General features: G+C 46.7%; 15 protein-coding genes. 5 read left to right on the top strand and 10 right to left on the bottom strand.

Translation table 11 applies throughout. The annotated features are described in order from the left end of the window. Positions 1-181: 181 nt before the first annotated feature. Positions 182-739: an HPP family protein gene (locus tag QUB10_RS15960; protein WP_333203515.1), complete on the bottom strand. Its 558-nt coding sequence runs from the start codon at positions 737-739 to the stop codon at positions 182-184. 419 nt (positions 740-1,158) lie between these two features. On the opposite strand from QUB10_RS15960, the gene QUB10_RS15955 reads away from it, so the two are divergent. The 4 genes from QUB10_RS15955 to QUB10_RS15940 all read left to right on the top strand — a co-directional run bounded on the left by QUB10_RS15955 (position 1,159) and on the right by QUB10_RS15940 (position 3,082). Then, on the top strand, positions 1,159-1,617 hold the full coding sequence (locus QUB10_RS15955; protein ID WP_333203522.1) for a phosphodiester glycosidase family protein: 459 nt from the start codon (positions 1,159-1,161) through the stop codon (positions 1,615-1,617). Positions 1,618-1,663: 46 nt separating this feature from the next. Next, positions 1,664-2,224 (top strand): Uma2 family endonuclease, encoded by a 561-nt coding sequence (locus tag QUB10_RS15950; RefSeq protein WP_333203513.1) that lies wholly within the window; start codon positions 1,664-1,666, stop codon positions 2,222-2,224. 137 nt (positions 2,225-2,361) lie between these two features. Continuing rightward, positions 2,362-2,580: a hypothetical protein gene (locus QUB10_RS15945; RefSeq protein WP_333203511.1), complete on the top strand. Its 219-nt coding sequence runs from the start codon at positions 2,362-2,364 to the stop codon at positions 2,578-2,580. 238 nt (positions 2,581-2,818) lie between these two features. After that, positions 2,819-3,082 carry a hypothetical protein gene (locus QUB10_RS15940; protein ID WP_333203509.1) on the top strand — a complete coding sequence of 88 codons (264 nt, stop codon included), beginning with the start codon at positions 2,819-2,821 and terminating at the stop codon, positions 3,080-3,082. A 188-nt stretch (positions 3,083-3,270) separates the two neighbouring features. On the opposite strand, the gene QUB10_RS15935 is transcribed toward QUB10_RS15940, so the two are convergent. The 9 genes from QUB10_RS15935 to recN all read right to left on the bottom strand — a co-directional run bounded on the left by QUB10_RS15935 (position 3,271) and on the right by recN (position 15,744). Then, on the bottom strand, positions 3,271-3,837 hold the full coding sequence (locus QUB10_RS15935; RefSeq protein ID WP_333203507.1) for a diheme cytochrome C: 567 nt from the start codon (positions 3,835-3,837) through the stop codon (positions 3,271-3,273). Between the two features lie 20 nt (positions 3,838-3,857). Further along, on the bottom strand, positions 3,858-4,766 hold the full coding sequence (locus QUB10_RS15930) for an MBL fold metallo-hydrolase (protein ID WP_333203505.1): 909 nt from the start codon (positions 4,764-4,766) through the stop codon (positions 3,858-3,860). Between the two features lie 516 nt (positions 4,767-5,282). Beyond that, entirely contained in the window at positions 5,283-5,795 is a 513-nt protein-coding gene (locus QUB10_RS15925) for an inorganic diphosphatase (protein ID WP_006634582.1), read from the bottom strand. Between the two features lie 39 nt (positions 5,796-5,834). Continuing rightward, the gene (locus tag QUB10_RS15920; RefSeq protein WP_333203503.1) at positions 5,835-6,089 is read right to left on the bottom strand and encodes a hypothetical protein; all 255 of its coding nucleotides are present in this window, start codon (positions 6,087-6,089) and stop codon (positions 5,835-5,837) included. Beyond that, the gene (locus QUB10_RS15915) at positions 6,080-7,594 is read right to left on the bottom strand and encodes a serine/threonine-protein kinase (RefSeq protein WP_333203501.1); all 1,515 of its coding nucleotides are present in this window, start codon (positions 7,592-7,594) and stop codon (positions 6,080-6,082) included. The genes QUB10_RS15920 and QUB10_RS15915 overlap by 10 nt, the downstream gene beginning before the upstream one ends. Before the next feature lie 142 nt (positions 7,595-7,736). Then, on the bottom strand, positions 7,737-9,044 hold the full coding sequence (locus QUB10_RS15910) for a serine/threonine-protein kinase (protein ID WP_333203499.1): 1,308 nt from the start codon (positions 9,042-9,044) through the stop codon (positions 7,737-7,739). Between the two features lie 160 nt (positions 9,045-9,204). Beyond that, entirely contained in the window at positions 9,205-9,753 is a 549-nt protein-coding gene (locus tag QUB10_RS15905) for an inorganic pyrophosphatase (protein ID WP_333203496.1), read from the bottom strand. A 453-nt stretch (positions 9,754-10,206) separates the two neighbouring features. Then, on the bottom strand, positions 10,207-13,389 hold the full coding sequence (locus QUB10_RS15900; protein ID WP_333203494.1) for a GAF domain-containing protein: 3,183 nt from the start codon (positions 13,387-13,389) through the stop codon (positions 10,207-10,209). Between the two features lie 600 nt (positions 13,390-13,989). After that, positions 13,990-15,744: a DNA repair protein RecN gene (recN, locus tag QUB10_RS15895; protein WP_333203521.1), complete on the bottom strand. Its 1,755-nt coding sequence runs from the start codon at positions 15,742-15,744 to the stop codon at positions 13,990-13,992. A gap of 192 nt (positions 15,745-15,936) precedes the next feature. Here recN and QUB10_RS15890 point away from each other — a divergent pair, with 192 nt between their 5' ends. Continuing rightward, positions 15,937-17,268: a TAXI family TRAP transporter solute-binding subunit gene (locus QUB10_RS15890; RefSeq protein ID WP_333203492.1), complete on the top strand. Its 1,332-nt coding sequence runs from the start codon at positions 15,937-15,939 to the stop codon at positions 17,266-17,268. Positions 17,269-17,612: the final 344 nt, after the last annotated feature.

Below are 17,612 nucleotides of genomic sequence, written 5' to 3'. Positions count from 1 at the left end.
ACTCACGCTTTGTCTCGGATGATTCACTTTTACCCCCTCAATCCGCGTATGTGCCAGTTGGGGGTGCGGAATGTGGGATCTAACGGATGGAAGAAAGAACGAAAAAGGAAGAAGGAATCGAGGGAGCATCCAGATTTTGGGTAGTGATCCCAAGGGAAGGATGAGAGAATTAGAGACAATGCTATAACCAGTGGTTGGGATACGTCCTTTCTGCCGCTAAATTATTAAAGATGACGGCGCACAAGACCAAGATTATTGAGCCCTCAAAAGCAGGTGTTAGCAAAAATTTCCAGTCTGGTTGGGTCATCATGACGACTAAGGCAACTGCTCCCGAAGGCGGATGTAGAGTTCTGGTAATCTGCATAATGCCGATCGCACTAGAAACAGCCATTCCCATCGCCCAAGGAGAAGAACCGACAAAATGCAGAATCATTAAACTGGTGAGAGCAGCTAAGAAATTGCCCCCAATGACATTCCGGGGTTGAGCCAAAGGGCTCTCAGGGACACCAAAGATCAGAACGCTTGTAGCGCCAAACGGAGCCATTAGTAAAGGAGAATTAGTTTTTACAGCCAGATAGGACGTTGCAGTAATTGCCAAAAAACTGCCAATCCAACTCCAAACAATATGCCGAGGATGAGGTCTGTCTATTGGGCAGGCTAATGGACACGATCGCCATCTCCCAAAGGTTTTAAACCAATAACTTTCCCATTTCAGTTGAATTTTTTTACGGTCTATCATAAATCAGGTTACTTGATAACCAGGCTTCTTAAATTGTCGGAACTAGCCTCCGCTAAAGTTAAGATATCATAACAATTTGTCAAAAAGTAGCTAAAGGCACAGATTTTTTACTTCTAGGCTACTCAAGCTGCTGCTAACCACTCGGTTGGAACTCACATCGGGCACCATTCTCTCTTAACAGGCTTTCCCGCCTGTTCCACAAAGAGTAGATTTTCCTCTTGTGGAACGGGCCCCAGAGCCCGTTCATCAAAGGCTTATTGACAATGGTGCAACATCTCAGTTGGAACTGACTAGCGAGTTTGGTCGGTTTGGCAACAGACGTTATCGGCAGTCGCAAAACTTCACCGTTAGCCGTCAGAGTTATTGATGAGGGTAAAGCGAGAGGTTATTTGTAAGGTGCCAGGCCCAGTAAGCGTAAGCTGGATTGGAGTCAATATTGGTTTTCTTTGACTTGCGGGCCGAGATTGGTTAAAGGGGGGAAAGTTTGGCTGTCTCCTTTATCGGAAGGTTTTAAAGATTCTCATGTTGTGGGCGTGGGTTCGAGAACGGCGATCGGCTTTCCCGCTTCGAGAGATAAGTTATTTTTGGTAACTTTTTTTGATAGTTTGTCTTTGGAAGCAGAAGCTAAAGTTATGCAAGCGATGGCGTCCCGCCCTCGCCCGTGCTACGGCTGTTTTGAAGCGATGAATTTGGACGGTGGTGCTTCCGTGGGTTTGGCTCATCAAGGGCAGATTTTATTGCCGCCGGGACGGAATTTGACGAATGTCCTGGTGGTTTACCATCGCGAATATCCAGATCCTGCTCAATTAAAACAGTCTTGGGAACGCTTTCAAAAGGGATCTCGACCAGCACCGGACAAACCAGTGTTTTTTGATTGAATCGGCAATTACTATAATATGAAGTAAGCTTTTGCAGGCAAAGATTATGACAGCAACAAAAGAAAGAACTTGGACAGTCGAAGAATATCACCGCATGATTGAAGCTGGCATTCTCACAGAAGGTGATAAGATTGAATTGCTAGATGGGAGAATTGTTGAAATGAGCGCACAAACTCCACCCCATGCTGCTACAACCCAACGCAGCGATCGATATCTACAACACCTGCTAAGAGATTTAGCATTAATTCGCGTGCAGTTGCCAATTACTTTAGCAACTTCGGAACCGGAACCAGATATAGCTATTGTTTGTATCGATCCGGGAGATTATCGCGACCATCACCCAAATCCTAGCGAAATCTTGCTGTTAATTGAAGTTTCCTACTCGACCTTACAAATTGACCGCCGGGAAAAGGCCCCGATTTATGCGAGAGCAAATATCGCTGAATATTGGATATTAGATGTAGCGGCCCGCGAGGCATATATTTATCGGAATCCTGCACCGGGAGGCTATCAATCTGAGATAGTTGTTGCAGATAATGCTGCAATTAGAATGCTAGCTTTTCCTGAGATTGAAATTAGCTTTTCAGAACTGTTTTTGCCTGTTTAGTTTGTGTTTGAGCTTTAACCGCAGATGGAGCCGATAAACGCAGATGGACGCAGATAAAGAGTTAAAACCAAAATCTTTGGGAGGGGTTTAAATTTCAAAGTTTTGGTAAAAGAGAAAAAGGAATTCAAGGGCGTTTTATGTCAAATATTGAATTATTAGCCCAACTTCGTCAGTTATCCCGTGCCGCAAACTTTCAAATTATGCAGTTTTTAATCGCTGAATTAGCGAAAAAAGAAGGAATTGTAATGGGTAATGAAGCTGCCGAAATTATGTATTCAGTGCATACGTCTAATAGTGCCGCCGAGCAATTGATGCAGTTAGTAGAAACAGAAAATAAGCCAACTCAAAATGTTTAAGGGTAGGTGATATTCTTTTCAACATAAACGAGATGAATTTTGTGTTTTAGCTGATGTTCCGTATCTGCCTTTAACACTAATTTATCAAAATCGTTCTGTTGAGGTTATGGGGTTACTGGATACAGGAGAAGCGTGTTAATGTTTTGCCCTATAATGTTGGGGTGCAATTAGGGGCAAGTTGGGAAGAGCAAAGATTTTCTGTTACTTTAGCGGGTAATTTAGCGAGGAATGAGCATACATGGAAAGCATGACCGTAAAAGAGTTGATGGAGGCTTTGGCAGAACACGACCCCGAAGCCATAGTTTACGCTTATATTCCCCAACGTTATCTCAAGCCCATTTTCTACGAAGCGTCCTTCACAATTGAGGAAGTTGTGGAGGGCGAACGCAAGCGGGTTAACCTGTTCCCCTTTGAGCCAAAAATTGACTGCGATGATTTGAACTCATGGCCTGAATCGTTTCGCCCTGAGTATGTTCTGCAAGAAGAACGTGACGATGAGTAATGGTGTAGGGTTTTGGTCTGTGGAGGTTAAAAGTTTCCTGCTTTGATGTGGCTCGTCGCGGGTGTCGCCGTATCAATTTCCTCCGGTTGCCCTAAAATCTCCTCATCCGCAGTCGGGCGATACACCCAATCCACAAACTGCCCCCATAACCCCCCTACTCAATCGTTTTTGGATAAGTCCTGCATTCCCTACGGAGAGTTTTGCCACTCGGCGGTAAGATTGCGGAAATTGTATTTAGATGCACCGGGATGACAAGTAACGCAACTGCTGATATTTGCAGGTTGTGGCAATTTGACTTTGGGGTGCAGTGCTTTGAAATAGCGAGAACTGGCGACTCGGTAGGCGAGTTCTTCGTCTTTGGCTTGGGGACGGGAAAAAGTTTGCAGGTAGTTCCAGACTAGCAGGCGGGGCGGGTCTACTAGCAGTTTGATGGTTTGTCCGTAGTGTTGGGAATCTTGCAGCAATCGGCGCCAAGTTTCTGTAGGTAAGACTTGCGGCGGTAAAGCGATGTGACAGGTGGCGCAGTTTTCTAGGTACAGTTGCTGTCCGAGTTGGTAGCGTTCGGGGATGCGATCGACCGTACCAGTATCCTCGATCGAAGACACCTGAGCAAGTCGCGCGGGAGTGCGAGAATAGGCAGTCTGAGCTGCAACCCATCCGCCGCAGGTACAGCAGATAATTATCAACACTAGCAACGTTGAGTAAAGCCCCCGCAAGCCTACTCTGCGACGTTTGCGGGGTTTTTCCTGTTTCATAATTCTGAATTTATTTTTGGTTAAATCACTGGTATGCTCATGCCTTCGCGGGCTAAGCAGCTATTGGCGAACGCTGCCTGCACCTCTGCTTCTACGCCATCAAGAAAATTGTCGTCGTGACCCGGATCATGGTGAAACATCACGATCTTTTTGACTCCAGCAGCTTTCGCTATTTCTACTCCTGCTTGCCAAGTCGAGTGTCCCCAACCGACTTTCGGGGTTTTGAAGTTGTAATACTCTTCGTTGGTGTAGTTAGCGTCGTAAATCAGCACGTCGGCGTTGCGAGCTAGGTGTAACACGTTGTCGTCGAGGCGATCGGGAAAATGTTCTGTATCGGTGCAGTAGACGGCCGTGTGTCCCTGCCAGGTGACTCGATATCCGATCGCGGTGTTGGGATGGTTCAGCAGTGCCGTTTCTATTTTCACATCGTCGAGTTCGATAATATCCCCAGGCGTCAAATCGTTGAATTTGAGGTCTGACTGCATCACCTGGATGGGGACGGGAAAATTGGGGTGCACCATTTGGTCGGCAAGACGGTGTTTGATTGTAGTGCCGTTGGGGGCGATCGCACCGTAAATGTGAAAGCAGTTCCCTGGGATAAAGGCGGGAGTAAAAAACGGAAACCCTTGAATGTGATCCCAGTGAGTATGACTAAAAAACATATGGGCTTCCACCGGCATTTGCCGCAGCAGATTGAGGCCCAGAACTCGCAGGCCCGTACCACCGTCAAAGATCAGGCGTTTTTTGCCCAAGCGCATTTCTACACAGGAGGTGTTGCCTCCGTAGCGCAGTGTTTTGGTGCCGGGGGTGGCGATGCTGCCCCGCACGCCCCAAAACTGAACGACAAACTCGGTCAAAGGACTATTTTCCATAGTGGCTTTGCGATCGGAGGGCTGTGGATTGGCTAGAGAGGGTGCGGAATCTGGCATTTTTTTTAGTTTTGGCGGCAGGAACTTGGGAGTTGAAATCTTAGTTTTTACTTTTTAGTTTTTAGCAATCTGTACTATAATAAAGCGCTGGATCGGGAAACCATTCGAGTGCCGCACACTTGGGCTATTACAAGCCTAAACCGTACCGGTTGGTGTAGGAGATGTCACGCTTGAGAGATTATTTTTTGCACCCTGCGGGCTGCCCGGCGTGTTCTGTGTTCTGAGATTAAGATAGCGCCGATCGCTCTAAGTGTTAGGGTAAAATTTCCTCAAACGTAGAACGCATTCCTCTGGGGTATAATTCGCGCTTCATCTTACTCTAGGAGTAGTATTTTTTTCAAGATTGGGGCAGGGGCGGGGTTTTGGGGAATGCTGTTCCGGTGACTCGGCATTGACGACGGATTTGACCTTCTAGCTACCCGTTCCTCGACTGCATCGCCTGACGTGCAGCATCGCCTTAAGTTCGGCCCTCTGAGTTTTTAGTCGGGTTGCAGTCGAGGAGTGCGGGCTAGGGGCTTATTTGCGATCGGCTGCGATGCACTTTTCCACTAAGGGCATGACTTGATCAACATCTTGCCAACCCAGAATTTCCGTGACTTTTTTCTCCAAATTTTTGTAGGTTCTAAAAAATTCGGCTATTTCGTCCAAGCGGTGGGGGGCTACGTCTTTGAGGGACTTATAGTGAGCATAGCGGGGGTCTTTGTCGGGAACGCACAAAAGTTTTTCGTCCCTGTCGCCTCCGTCGATCATTTCCAGCATTCCGATCGGACGGGCTGCGATTATGCACCCTGGAAATGTGGGCTCATCCATCATGACCATGCCGTCGAGGGGGTCGCCATCATCGGCTAAGGTATTGGGTATGAAGCCGTAGTCGCACGGATATTGGACTGAGGAAGAAAGCACCCGATCGAGAGCAAAGGCTTGTAAGTCTTTATCAAATTCGTACTTGTTTTTGCTACCGGCGGTAATTTCGATGAGGACGTTGAGCAGTCCTGGTTTCGGCTGTGCCGGAATTAGCGATAAGTCCACAACAATATCTCCAAGTTAACAGATCTTCGGGGGAGAGTGCTACTTGCCAAACCCCTTTGATAGCATTTTACGGGCGATCGGGCCTTTCGGCTGCATGAGATTGACCGAAAGCGGGGGAGTGTGTCGCCGGCTGGGAGAATACACGCTTTCGGGCGTCCCGCCCATCCCACACAAAAGAGAGCGGACGGGCGTCCCGCCCATCCCACACAAGAGAGAGGGGACGGGCGGGACGCCCATCCCACAGTTTGAGAGGGGAATGCTTTGTTTGGGCGAGGGAGATATGTTCAGAACCATTTATTCTGTTTACCGTCTGTCAAAATTATTTTAATTTTCAATCCCAACCACTGGCTTAGTTCTGTTGCTAACCACTTGATTTCTGATTCACTTAGTCCCTCCTTCTCTCCTAACTGATATTTGTGGTTGCCTGCTTGAACTATCATCTGATAGACTTTCCCTAATCTCACTTCCGAGTGGCGCTTCTGCATAAGTAATGATGCCGCTTGATATAACTCTCTAGGGATTGAAAAAGCAAAAATCATAACTTTTATAACTTTTATAACTTTTACACCAATACCGCTGTTTCTATATTCACGTTGTTGAATTTCCAACTGGCAAATCTCGTTTCTGGGAGATGGCTTGGCATGATTCCATCTCAACCCCAGTAGATGGCTGCTACAGGAGATTTGCTGGCTATCGATTCTGAGGCGCCTTTCTCGAAATAGTGCAAATATCAACTTTAGTCCTGCCATACATAACAAACTTCCTGATATTATTATAAAAAATTGGGGATTTATCTTTAACGCATCGCTCAACATATCCCTTGCTATAAATGAGACAGGACTCGCAGATACCACAGCCGAAAGCGTGGCAATTAAACCAAAACCGATGCCTGGTGGCGGAATTACAATTTCTATAAACTCGGAGTTTTTTGTAAGTTTAATATCGCTGCCTTGTGGCTGCAGCACCACCATAGGATTTTTGTTGATCAGGCGGGGATTTTTAAGCCCTCGCCATGCTTCCCTAGCCGAAGATAACCGTTTGGACAAACTTGGTTCTGTCATCCACTCCAGCCAATCTATTAAATTAGGATTGACCTGCGGTACCCGATCGGCAAATTGAATTTTCAAATCCTGCTGCGACAGTTCGGTGGGATGCAAACCCGTTACCAAATAAATTAAAGTTGCACCTAAACCGTAGAGGTCAGAAGCCGGAACCGAGCGCCCGCCAAATTGTTCCGGTGCCATATACCCGTAAGTTCCCACTACTGTAATTGTGCCGCCAAATTTTGCAGCTTGGTTCTGCACCGAACCGAAATCAACTAAATAAACTTGTCCGACCGAGTTACCTGATCTGCTGTGCAGTAAAATATTACTGGGTTTAATGTCACGGTGAATAACAGGCGGATTTTGCTTGTGCAAATAATTCAAAATTGCTAACAGCGATTTAGCTAATTGTTTTACCTCGCTTTCGCTAAAAGTACGCCCCGATCGCAAATGCTCTTGCAAAGTTTTTCCCTCTACATAAGTCTGTACCAGCGCAAAGCTTTTACTGTTTAGTTCGTCAATTTCCAGGTAATCGAGGTAGCGCGGAATTGCTGGGTGAGAAAGTGCTTTTAAAGTTTCCGCTTCCCGTTCAAATAGCTTGAGGTCTTGCCATTCAAAATCGCTGCCGAGGAATAGCTGTTTGATGACAACTAATTCTTGAGTTTGTAAGTCACGAGCCAGCAGCGTTTGGCGACCAGTTTGTTTTCCTAGTTGTCGCTGCACTTCGTAGCGTTCTGCTAATATTTTGCTGGTCATATTTTTTTACATTAATTTGAGTGTGAGGGGAGCGTCGGGGTTCAGAAACCGGGTTGTTTAGCGAGTCTGGCGGTTGTAATGCGTCTTTTCGTAAAAACCCGGTTTATTTGCTCGGAGTGAGTCCAGAACTGTAAATTTTAGATTACAGTCCACTTTCTTTTTGATACCACCGGGCAATAGACTTGCTACTTGCCCCCATTGACAGTCCTGCAATTAGCGACGGTGCTAGCACGAAAATAATCTCAAAACTCAAATCGTTTAGCTTATTCCAATCCATTATCCGAAAGTAGACGATGCTTATCGAGGTACAGAGTACAATACTAATTGCAGTTAAAACCTGTCGGTGAAGTTTGGGATTAGTTAGGGGAAAAAACCACAAGCGCGTCACAATTCCTACGATTATTCCGTTCCCCAACCCCAGCAGCAAGCCGAGAAAAAGACCGATAAATCCTCCTAAAATTGTCGCCACTACCGGAAAAATAAAGGTTCCGTAAATTGCTGCACAAGCTCCTACACCTAGAGTGCCCATCCAAGTGCTGCGCCCGATCGCATTCTTGAACAACCTAGAGGTATCTAGCGTTTTTCCCAGTCTCAATGTCTGGGAATATTTATTTATTTCCTGTGGTTTTTCTAGAACTTCTTTGGCTATTTGGACTGAGGCGGGACGGCATTCTAAACTCGGATGCGTCATCCACTTCAGCCAATTGGTAAAAGCGGGACTTAGTTGGGTGAATTGCTCGAATTCAATCTGCAAATCTTGCTGTGGCAAGTCGGCAGGATGCTGCTTGGTAATTAAGGCGATTAATGTTGCTCCCAAGCTGTACAAGTCGGAAGCTGGAACTGCTCTGCCGCCAAATTGTTCGGGCGGCATATAGCCATAAGTTCCGACAACGGTGACTGTTTTTCCTTGTTGGGTTGCTAGGGTTTGAACTGCACCGAAATCGACTAGGTAGACTTCGCCGACGCTGTTTCCCGATCGATTTTTGAGTAAAATATTGCTGGGTTTAATGTCGCGGTGAATGACTGGGGGCTGTCGCTGGTGCAGGTAGGCGAGGATGTCTAATAATGCTGTGGCTAATTGTTTGACTTCGCTTTCGCTGAAGGTGCGGCCGTCTGAGAGATATTCTTGTAGGGATTTGGCTGCGATGTAAGTCTGAACTAGGGCGAATCCTTTGCGGTTGGGGGTGTCGATTTCAAAGGAGTCTAGATATCGGGGAATTGCGGGATGGGATAGGGATTTTAAGGTTTCGACTTCTCGCTGGAACAGTTTTAAGTCTTCCCAGTTAAAGTCGCTGCTGAATGACAGGAGTTTGACTACTACTTGCTTTTGGGTTTTTAAGTCGCGGGCGAGTAAGGTTTGCCTTCCTGCTTGCTTGCCGAGCCGCCGATCGCACTGATAGCGATCGGCTAATATTTCTTTTGACAAATCGCCGATGTTTTCTCCGCTCATGTTCTCTTGCCCTAGAACCGATTAAACCTAGTGTAGTTGACAAAAGCGCAATAATCGGAAATGTTTGGGCTAGGGCAAAAAAAATTTTATGTCAAATAGCAACCGCCTTTAAAAGCCAGCTTTCTGGCACAATCAAGACGCGCCTGAGTTAAGCTGGAATTTAATTTTGGATTTGCTTGTAAAGTGACTGCACTACGTCGAGCAGACTCAAGACTTGCTGCCATTCGGGGGCATCGGGGTTGTAGCTTTTGGCGCGCTGAGTTTTCAAACTGTGGTGCAAGAGGGAAAGCAGCTCGTCTGGAGACTGTAAGGAATTTTCATCTTCATCTGCTGGGGTTTGGGCTGCATTTTCTTCGATATCTTCTTTAATTTTTTGTGCTCTATCGGCGAGGGCTAAAGATCTGCCCGCCAGGTTTTCCGGCATTTTTGGCTGTTCCGACAAAGACGCGCTGGTTAGTTCTACCAATAGTTGGCAGACTCGATCGACCCATTCGTGATCGTTGACTGAAAAGGAACCAGATTTGAACACTTGCCCGTCAGGTCTTTGCTGAATGCTTTGTACCTTCTGGATCAGAGGGATAGCCTTAACAGTGATGTTTTCCGGGATTCTGGGGATATCTGACAGCGAGCTCCGAGCAATCTCCAGCAATAGTTGGTAAACCTGATCTACCCACTCAACATCTCCCGATTGCGAATTCCAATTATCCATAACTGACGCTAGTGGTTTTCTATATCTAAGACTAGAACATTGACTATCTGCGAAGGAAGCTCTTGTTAGGAGCCGCTAACGCTATTAAGACTTACGCGGGCGGGGTGAGAAACCCGGTTTTTGAGCGGATGTTTCGTCGCCTTTCTCCAAGATTTTTCTCAGAAACCGGGTAACGCTGCAGCCAGTCATAACTATTTTTAAGCGCTTCAAATAATAGAAGTGCTAAGTTTGTTGCCGTAGGTAGTGCGAACGAAACACGTAGGGCGAAACCCCCGCATCTCGCTTGCAAATTCAAATCCCGTTATATAACCATAATACCTGTTGGAGCTTATTTACAATTACCTCAATAGGATATTAAGGTTAATTGGTGGTGGGATGGGAGGCGCACCCCCGATCGCGATCGCCCCCACCCCGAACCCTGGCACCACCGCGAGGATTTGCTGTGGGCTACTGCTATTTTTCTGTGAGATTCCACACACCATCCCAGTTGAGTACGTCTGAAAACCGATGTTGAAATAACATACAGCGATCGACGTGCAATTTAGCTGCCTTGTTTTTCGGGTCAACTTCCAGAACGGCGTTAAATTCGCGTTCAGCGTCTTTAAAGGCTTGCTTGGCTTTTGGTTCTAAGGCTTTCTTAAACTCGCTCAGCAGTTTTTTCACCCGATCGAGTCCCAGGTTTTCAAATTCCTCATCTAACATTTCTGCAACTGTCTCGCAGGCGCGACTTTTAATTTTCGCCTGCAATAGCTGCCTGATCTCTGCCGGTTTCAGCCGCTTGATTTGGGGATTTGATGGTTCTAAGATGTCTGCTTCCAACAGCTTTTTGACTTCGCCTTCTTGCAAGTATTTAATATCGTCTGCTGATAGGGGCTTGATTTTTGCTTGCAGCAGCATTTTCGCTTCGTCTTCCGAGAGGTTTTTGATGCCTTCCAATTTCAGCAGTTGGATTTCTGGCTGCAACAGTACGATGAGTTTGTCTGCTTCGGACAGGTTTTTCGGGTCGTACTCTGACAGCTTTTTCAGTTGATATAACAGCTTCCTTAGTTCGTGTTCCAACTGTTGCTCTAGATTGTAGGACAGTTTCTTAATCTCTGCCTCTGGCATTTCGGCGACATCCTTTAAGATGTTTTTCACCTCACTTTCTGAGAGTCTTTGGCTGACTGGAGTTTTGTAATGTTCGCGCCCCTTCGTGTAATGTTCTATAATTTGTTGCTGTGTTTCGGTTAGTGACTTGCCCACTGGCGAGTATCCCTCGCGGATGCCGACGAGTTCGTAAACGATTACAGGTTCGCTTTTGCCTTTGACAGTAATAAAGTCGAGTTCTCGCACGTACAGCCGATCGGCATAATCTCGGTAAGTATTGTCGCTGATGATCAAGTCGGTGCCGTACTGCTTGCTAGCGCCTTCTAAGCGAGAGGCGAGGTTAACGCCGTCTCCGATCGAAGTCAATTCCATGCGTTTGCTACTACCGATGTTGCCGCTGACAACTTCATCGGAATGCACGCCCATACCAATGCCGATCGGCAATTCGCCATGTGCCACGCGATCTTGATTGAACTCAGCCAGTTTTTCCCGCATTTTCACTGCAGTTTGCATGGCGCACCAAGCATGATCCTCTAGGGGCGCTGGAGAGCCAAAAACTGCCATCAGAGCGTCGCCGATGTATTTGTCGAGAGTCCCTCCGTACTCGAATACGACATCTACCATCACTTCAAAATATTTATTCAGCATCACTACCACTTCTTCGGCTTGCAATTTTTCCGTAAGTGTGGTATAGCTGCGAATGTCTGAGAACAGCACCGAAACGTTTTTGCGCTTACCGCCCAATCCAGTATCCCCTGAAGCTAACAAAGCTTCGGCTACTTCTGGCGTCATGTAACGGTACATCAAGTTTTTGATTTGCTTGGCGCTGCTAATATCTTCCATGACGACTAACGCGCCGTTTACCTTGTTGGGGTCGGTAGCGTCAGTCATTGAATTAATCGAGAGATTGATACTCTGCCCCTCTCCTTCCAAGGTCAGCAAAACTTGATCGGGGTAATACTGCTGGCGGTCTTTATCGTCTTCGGGAGACAAAGACGCATCAAACCATTTGGCAAAATCGCCTTTTTCTAACTTAATTAACTCACGTAAAGATTGACCTTCGGCTAATTCTGCATCGCTAACACCCAGTAAGTTTTTGGCACTGGGATTTGTCGCTACTATATTGCCTTTTTTATCGGTAGAAATCACGCCGTTAGTCAAGGCGTGCAGCATATCTTTTTGTCTTTGTTCTTGCTGTTTGACTTCGGCAAACAGTTTGGCGTTTTGCAGCGCGACTCCTGCTTGGATGTTAAACGCCTTCATAAATTCCATGTCGTTGCGATTGAAACTCGCTTTCCACTGTTCGGGGGCGTGAGGCCAATCTTCCGGGTTGTAGGGGGGGAATTCTCCTTGTCGTTTTTTATTAACTAATTGGGTGACGCCAATCAATTTTTTGTCCGAGTTAAAGACTGGCATACAAAGCATACTGCAAGTGCGGTAGCCCGACTTTTGATCTACTTCTTTGGAAGTGGCGGCGCGGGGGTCGTCGTACACGTCAAAGGGAATCAGCAGCGGTTCGCTAGATTGGGCGACGATGCCTGCAAAACCTGCGGTTCTGGGTATGCGAATTTCTTTCAGGTTGCCGCCCATCGGGATTTTAGTCCACAGTTCGTCTTTCTCTTCGTCGATCAGCCACAGGGTGCTGCGATCGGCATTCATGAGTTCTTGGGCCTGATCCATCACCCTTTTTAGGGTATCTTCTAAGTCTAAACTGCTCTGAGAAAGAGCATTGACGGCATTCATCAGCGCCGTTGCTGCTCGTTGTCTCTGAGTTGCTGCGTAGAAAGATTTGGAAGATTCTAGAATTAGGCGAATCGAGGGAGCAAATTCTTTAAAAACTTGTTCGTCTTCTTTCGTAAATCCGTGCCTGTCTATTTGTTCGTCTAAAGTCGGGTATTTTTCGTGGTTTGGTCTTAGTTTATTAATCAGTTGAACAACTGCTACTAACTCTTTTGTGTCTTCATTAATCAGGGGCATTGCCAGCATTGTATAAGTGCGGTAGCCCGTTTTTTCATCAGTTTTTTTGGCGTTAGCCGATCGTTCGTCGTTGTAAAAATCGTAAGGGATATTAACCACTTTTTGGAACGTGGCTACTTCTCCTGCAATACCCACGTGGGCCGGAACTCGGATTTCTAGGTTTTTGCCATTTTCGTCTTTAGCGACGATCGCCCACAGTTCATTTTTTTCGTCGTCTAATAAAAATATCGTGCTGCGATCGGCATTCAGCAATTCCCCTGTTTTGAGGGTAATCGACTGCAACATCTCGTTGAGGATGGCATCAAATCCCTCGCTCTCCAGGATATTGTCGAGCATTCCCAGGGTTTGATTGACAACCTTAAGTTTGTCTTCTACTTCCTTAACTACTACTGTGAAACTTTGCTTATTTAGAAGGTCGAGAATGCCAGAGAGGTTTCCTTGGCGCGGGATAATTGCACTGCTCCTAATTTCCGGGGGAGAATAATTTTCCTGATGATGATTTTCACCGCCGACAACAGCGACATCAATCACGTTGTCCAGAGAAGAGTAATTGGTGGAAGATGCAGATTTCATAGACCTTTACAGAAGCTTAAGTGTAAGGGTTAGTCTCTAAGCCAAGAGAGCGGGGAAGTTGATTAGTGAGTCACTTGTCGCACAAGACTCAAGTATGTGTGAAAGTATTTCCCAGTTTACAGAACTCCGGCCACAAGGCAAGGGAAATTCAGTTGACCTTGCTGCCCAAGGGAGGGTGGGAGAGTAACGAGGCGGTGGGAGTGCTGCAATCTTTTTAGAGATCGCGAATCTTGTTTAAAGGGTTTATTAACTGATTTTGACATTGTGCGTACCTGGTTTAAGTAGGTTCTGCCACTCTTTGAGCCGATCGCCCCCAGTAACATGAATGCGTACTGGCGGGAGGACTGCTGAAAGAGGGGTGGCCTTGTGGGACTAGCCGCAATTGTGACACTACCAGTTGCTAGTGATGTGTGCCCTTCTCTACACAATTGTGGTTTTTAACTAGAATTTCTCTCTATTTTGCTGCTCTTAGCTTTCATCCCACTAAATTCACGGGGCTTTGAACTTTTTTTTGTAAAATTTGCGGTTGACATTTTTAGTGTAACCTCCGACTCTGAAAAAACTCCGCCTTTTAACCCCCCGATCGGCTTGATGGTCTGATCAGGGTTTGGCGGACTGAGTTTGGCGCAATCCGGCGGCTTCGACAAGCAGGGATTCAGCGAAGGCGATGGCTTCTGTTGCTGAGCGGCCACTAGCGAGTTGGGCCAGTTCTTCCCGCCGCTGCTCACTGTTGAGAGCGGCAACTCTGACTACTGTGCGTTCGACTGGTTCAGAGTTGGCTGCGGGTTCCTCGATACTTGGTTCTGCTTCGATCGTCTGTTTGTTGACGCGAAAATGAAAATCAGCCATCGCGGCGATCAGCGGCTGGTGGGTGACGCAGAGAACTTGGTGTTTGTCCGAGAGTTGGTAGAGTTTTTTGGCGATCGCCCCAGCGACTCTCCCGGAGACTCCGGCGTCGATTTCGTCAAAAATCAGCGTACCGGCACTTTCTATTTGGGAAAAACAGGCTTTGATGGCGAGCAAAAAGCGGCTCATTTCTCCCCCAGAGGCGATCGCGCCCAGGGGTTGCAAAGGTTCGCCCGGGTTGGGGCTGAAACAAAAGGCGATTTGGTCGGCACCCGTAGCGGTTGGGGTACAAGGCGAGATTTCGACTTGAAATTGCACTTTTTCCATTGCTAAGGGCTTAAGTTCTCCTACGAGGTGCGTTTCTAGTTTGAGGGCTGCTTCGCGCCGCAGGGTAGTGAGGTGGGTGCAAGCGTCTTTTAATTGCTCTAAAGCGTTCTGATATGCGAGTTCTAAGGCTTCCATTGACTCGCCTCCTTCTAAAAGTTCATTTAGTTCGTTTTGAATGCTTTGATAGTAGGCGATCGCTTCTTTGAGCGGCCCGTATTTGCGACAAATTTGTTTGAGTTCGCGAATCCGATCTTCTACTTCTTCGAGTCTTTCGGGATCTGCTTCTAATTGTTCGCCGTAGCTGCTAATTTGCCGACTGGCTTCTGTGGCTTGAGCTAAAGCATCGCTGACCATTTCTAGGATTGGTTGCAATTGCACATCGTAAACCGCCATGTCGCTTAAAATTACTTCGGCTTTGCTCAACAAGTCGGCGGCTGATGCGCTGTCGCCCTCGTTTTGGTACAGGGCTTGGTGGACTTGGTAACTCTGCTGCTGCAATTCGACGACGTGGCCCAGCCGGATTGATTCGTGTTCTAGCTGTTCAAGTTCGTCGGCGTCTTCGATGTGGGCTTCGCCGAGTTCTCGGACTTGGTATTCTAACAAATCAAGTCTTTGCAGTCGCTGCTGTTCCGACTGACGCCTGCGTTTGAGGGCTGTTTTGGCGTTGTTGGCTCCCAGCCACGCGGAGGCGATGATCGATCGCGCTTCAGTGAGCTTTTTGCCGCCGTATAAATCCAGCCATTCTCGCTGGAGGGTTTCTTGTCCGAGGTGGACGGTTTGGCCTTGGGCGGTAATTTCGACAAGCCGATCGCGCAGTTGATCCATTAACTGGCGGTTGACGAGAATTCCGTTCAAGCGCGATCTGGTGCGTAGAGCACCGCTTGATGCGTTAATTTCCCGGCTGCAAACGGCTAAATTTCCGTCGATGGGTTCGATTTCTTGCTCGCCCAGCCACAAAGCTGCGGCTTTGTCCAATTCAAAGGTAGCTTCCAATATTGCCCGCGCTGCTCCGGTGCGAATCGATCGGCGATCGACTTTCCCGCCCAAAACTGCATCGATCGCATCTAGAATAATCGATTTGCCGGCGCCGGTTTCCCCTGTAAATACGTTTAAACTCGGGCCAAATTCTAGATCCAGGCAGTCAATTAAGGCAAAGTTTTCTATTCTGAGGGATATTAACATGGAAGATGGGGAATTGGGAATTGGGAATTGGGAATTGGGAATTGGGAATTGGGCATCGGGCATCGGGCATCGGGCATCGGGCATCGGGCATTGGCTCCTCCACTATCGGGTGCGTCGAATTTCCAGAGTCCAATTTTCATTTTGATCGAGAATACTTTTGATTTTGCCACGTTCTATGGAGTCTCAACCTTAATGCAAAATAAATTTCTGTTTCCCATTGCTCTATTAAGTGTTGTCTTGATTGGAGCTTTTGGGTGGAATCTGCACCAAGACAAGCAGCGAGTCTATGAATTAACCATAGCGACGGGAAACAAGACAGGGATTTATTATCCTTTCGCACAAGCAATTGCTGAGGTAGTTATTCAACAAAATCCGCGCCTGCGGATTAAAGTTGTTGAGACTCAAGGCTCGAAGGAAAATATGCGCCTGCTTCAGGCAAATAAGGCTCAGTTAGCTATAGTTCAGAACGATACTGAGGCCGTCCCTGAAGGGCGGCTAATTGCTTCTTTGTTTAAGGAAGCTTTTCATTTAATTGTTTCGGAACAGTCGGGAATTCAAAGCGTTTCTGATTTAAAAGGAAAACATATTGCGCTGATGGATAAAGGCAGCGGTTCTTACAGTGCTTTTTGGTTAGTCAGCCAACATTACGGTTTGAAAGCAAGCGATTTTAAGTCTACTCCTGGCTCTTGGGCTGAGGGTAATAAGTTGTTTGCTAGCGGCGAGGCTGATGCTATTTTTCGGGTGCTACCTCCGGGGAGCGATTTGGTTAGCGATTTGCTGCAAAATACGCGGGCAAAGTTGGTGCCCATCGACCAAGCGGCGGCGATGAAAATTAAGTTGCCTTATCTCGAAGCTAACTTGATTCCTAAGGGTACTTACAAGGCCGCTCCAGCAGTACCAGATGTGGATTTGCCTACCGTTGGGGTGGAGGCTACTCTGTTGGTTCGTCAGGATGTCGATCCGGAAATAGTTAAGGAAATTACGCAGATTTTGTTCGATCGCCGCCGCAATTTGGTGGCTGCTAATCGTTTGGCGACCATGATTAGTGAGCCGTCCAGAAGCGGTAGTTTTGCTCTACCAATACATGACGGCGCTCAGGCTTATTACGATCGCGAAAAGCCCGATTTCGTAGCAGCAAATTCCGATGTTATCGGTTTGTCCTTTTCGTTTCTTACTCTTTTTGTTTCTTGGCTTTGGCAGTTGCGAGCGCGCTTTTTGCAGAAACAAAAAAATCGAGCTGACAAGTTTAATTTGATTATTCTAAATTTGATTCAAAGAATCCGCAAAGCCGGAAGTTTTGAGGAAATAGATCGGTTGCAAGAAGAGTTATTTGAGATTTTTAAGCAAGTTATGGAGGATTTGGATAAAGATAGAATTGATTCGGATTCTTTTCATTCTTTTACTTTTACTTGGGAAACAGCTCTAAAAATTGCGGCAGATCGGGAAAAAGTATTGCGTAATTTGTCACGGGTTTCCGATGATTTAAAAGCTGATTTAACTGCAGTAAAAAAAATGGAAAAATAATTTATCTTAGCAGTTATTAGTTATTGGTTAAGCTGTTATACATTTAAACTGTGTGTCAAAAATCAATAAAACTCTTGTGGGACGGGCTTCTAGCCTGTCCCGAATTTCCCATTTAAATGCGTAACAGCTTATTGGTTATTAGTTCATTCCTGGATGCCAAAAGTGGTTTCACACTACTTATAGCGGTAAGGTACGCAGTACGCACCCTACTTAATTTATAAGAGGGGTTCTATAGCCTTTCTCTGAAAGATGAGGTACTATAGGGCATAGGGCATAGGCCTCCGTGGGCATACCTCACCACGCTTGAGAACCGCTGTAAGTCATTAGTTATTAGTTATTAGTTA

Source organism: Microcoleus sp. B5-D4, assembly GCF_036705145.1.
GTDB lineage: Bacteria > Cyanobacteriota > Cyanobacteriia > Cyanobacteriales > Microcoleaceae > Microcoleus.
This window is presented reverse-complemented; position numbering and strand designations above follow the sequence as displayed.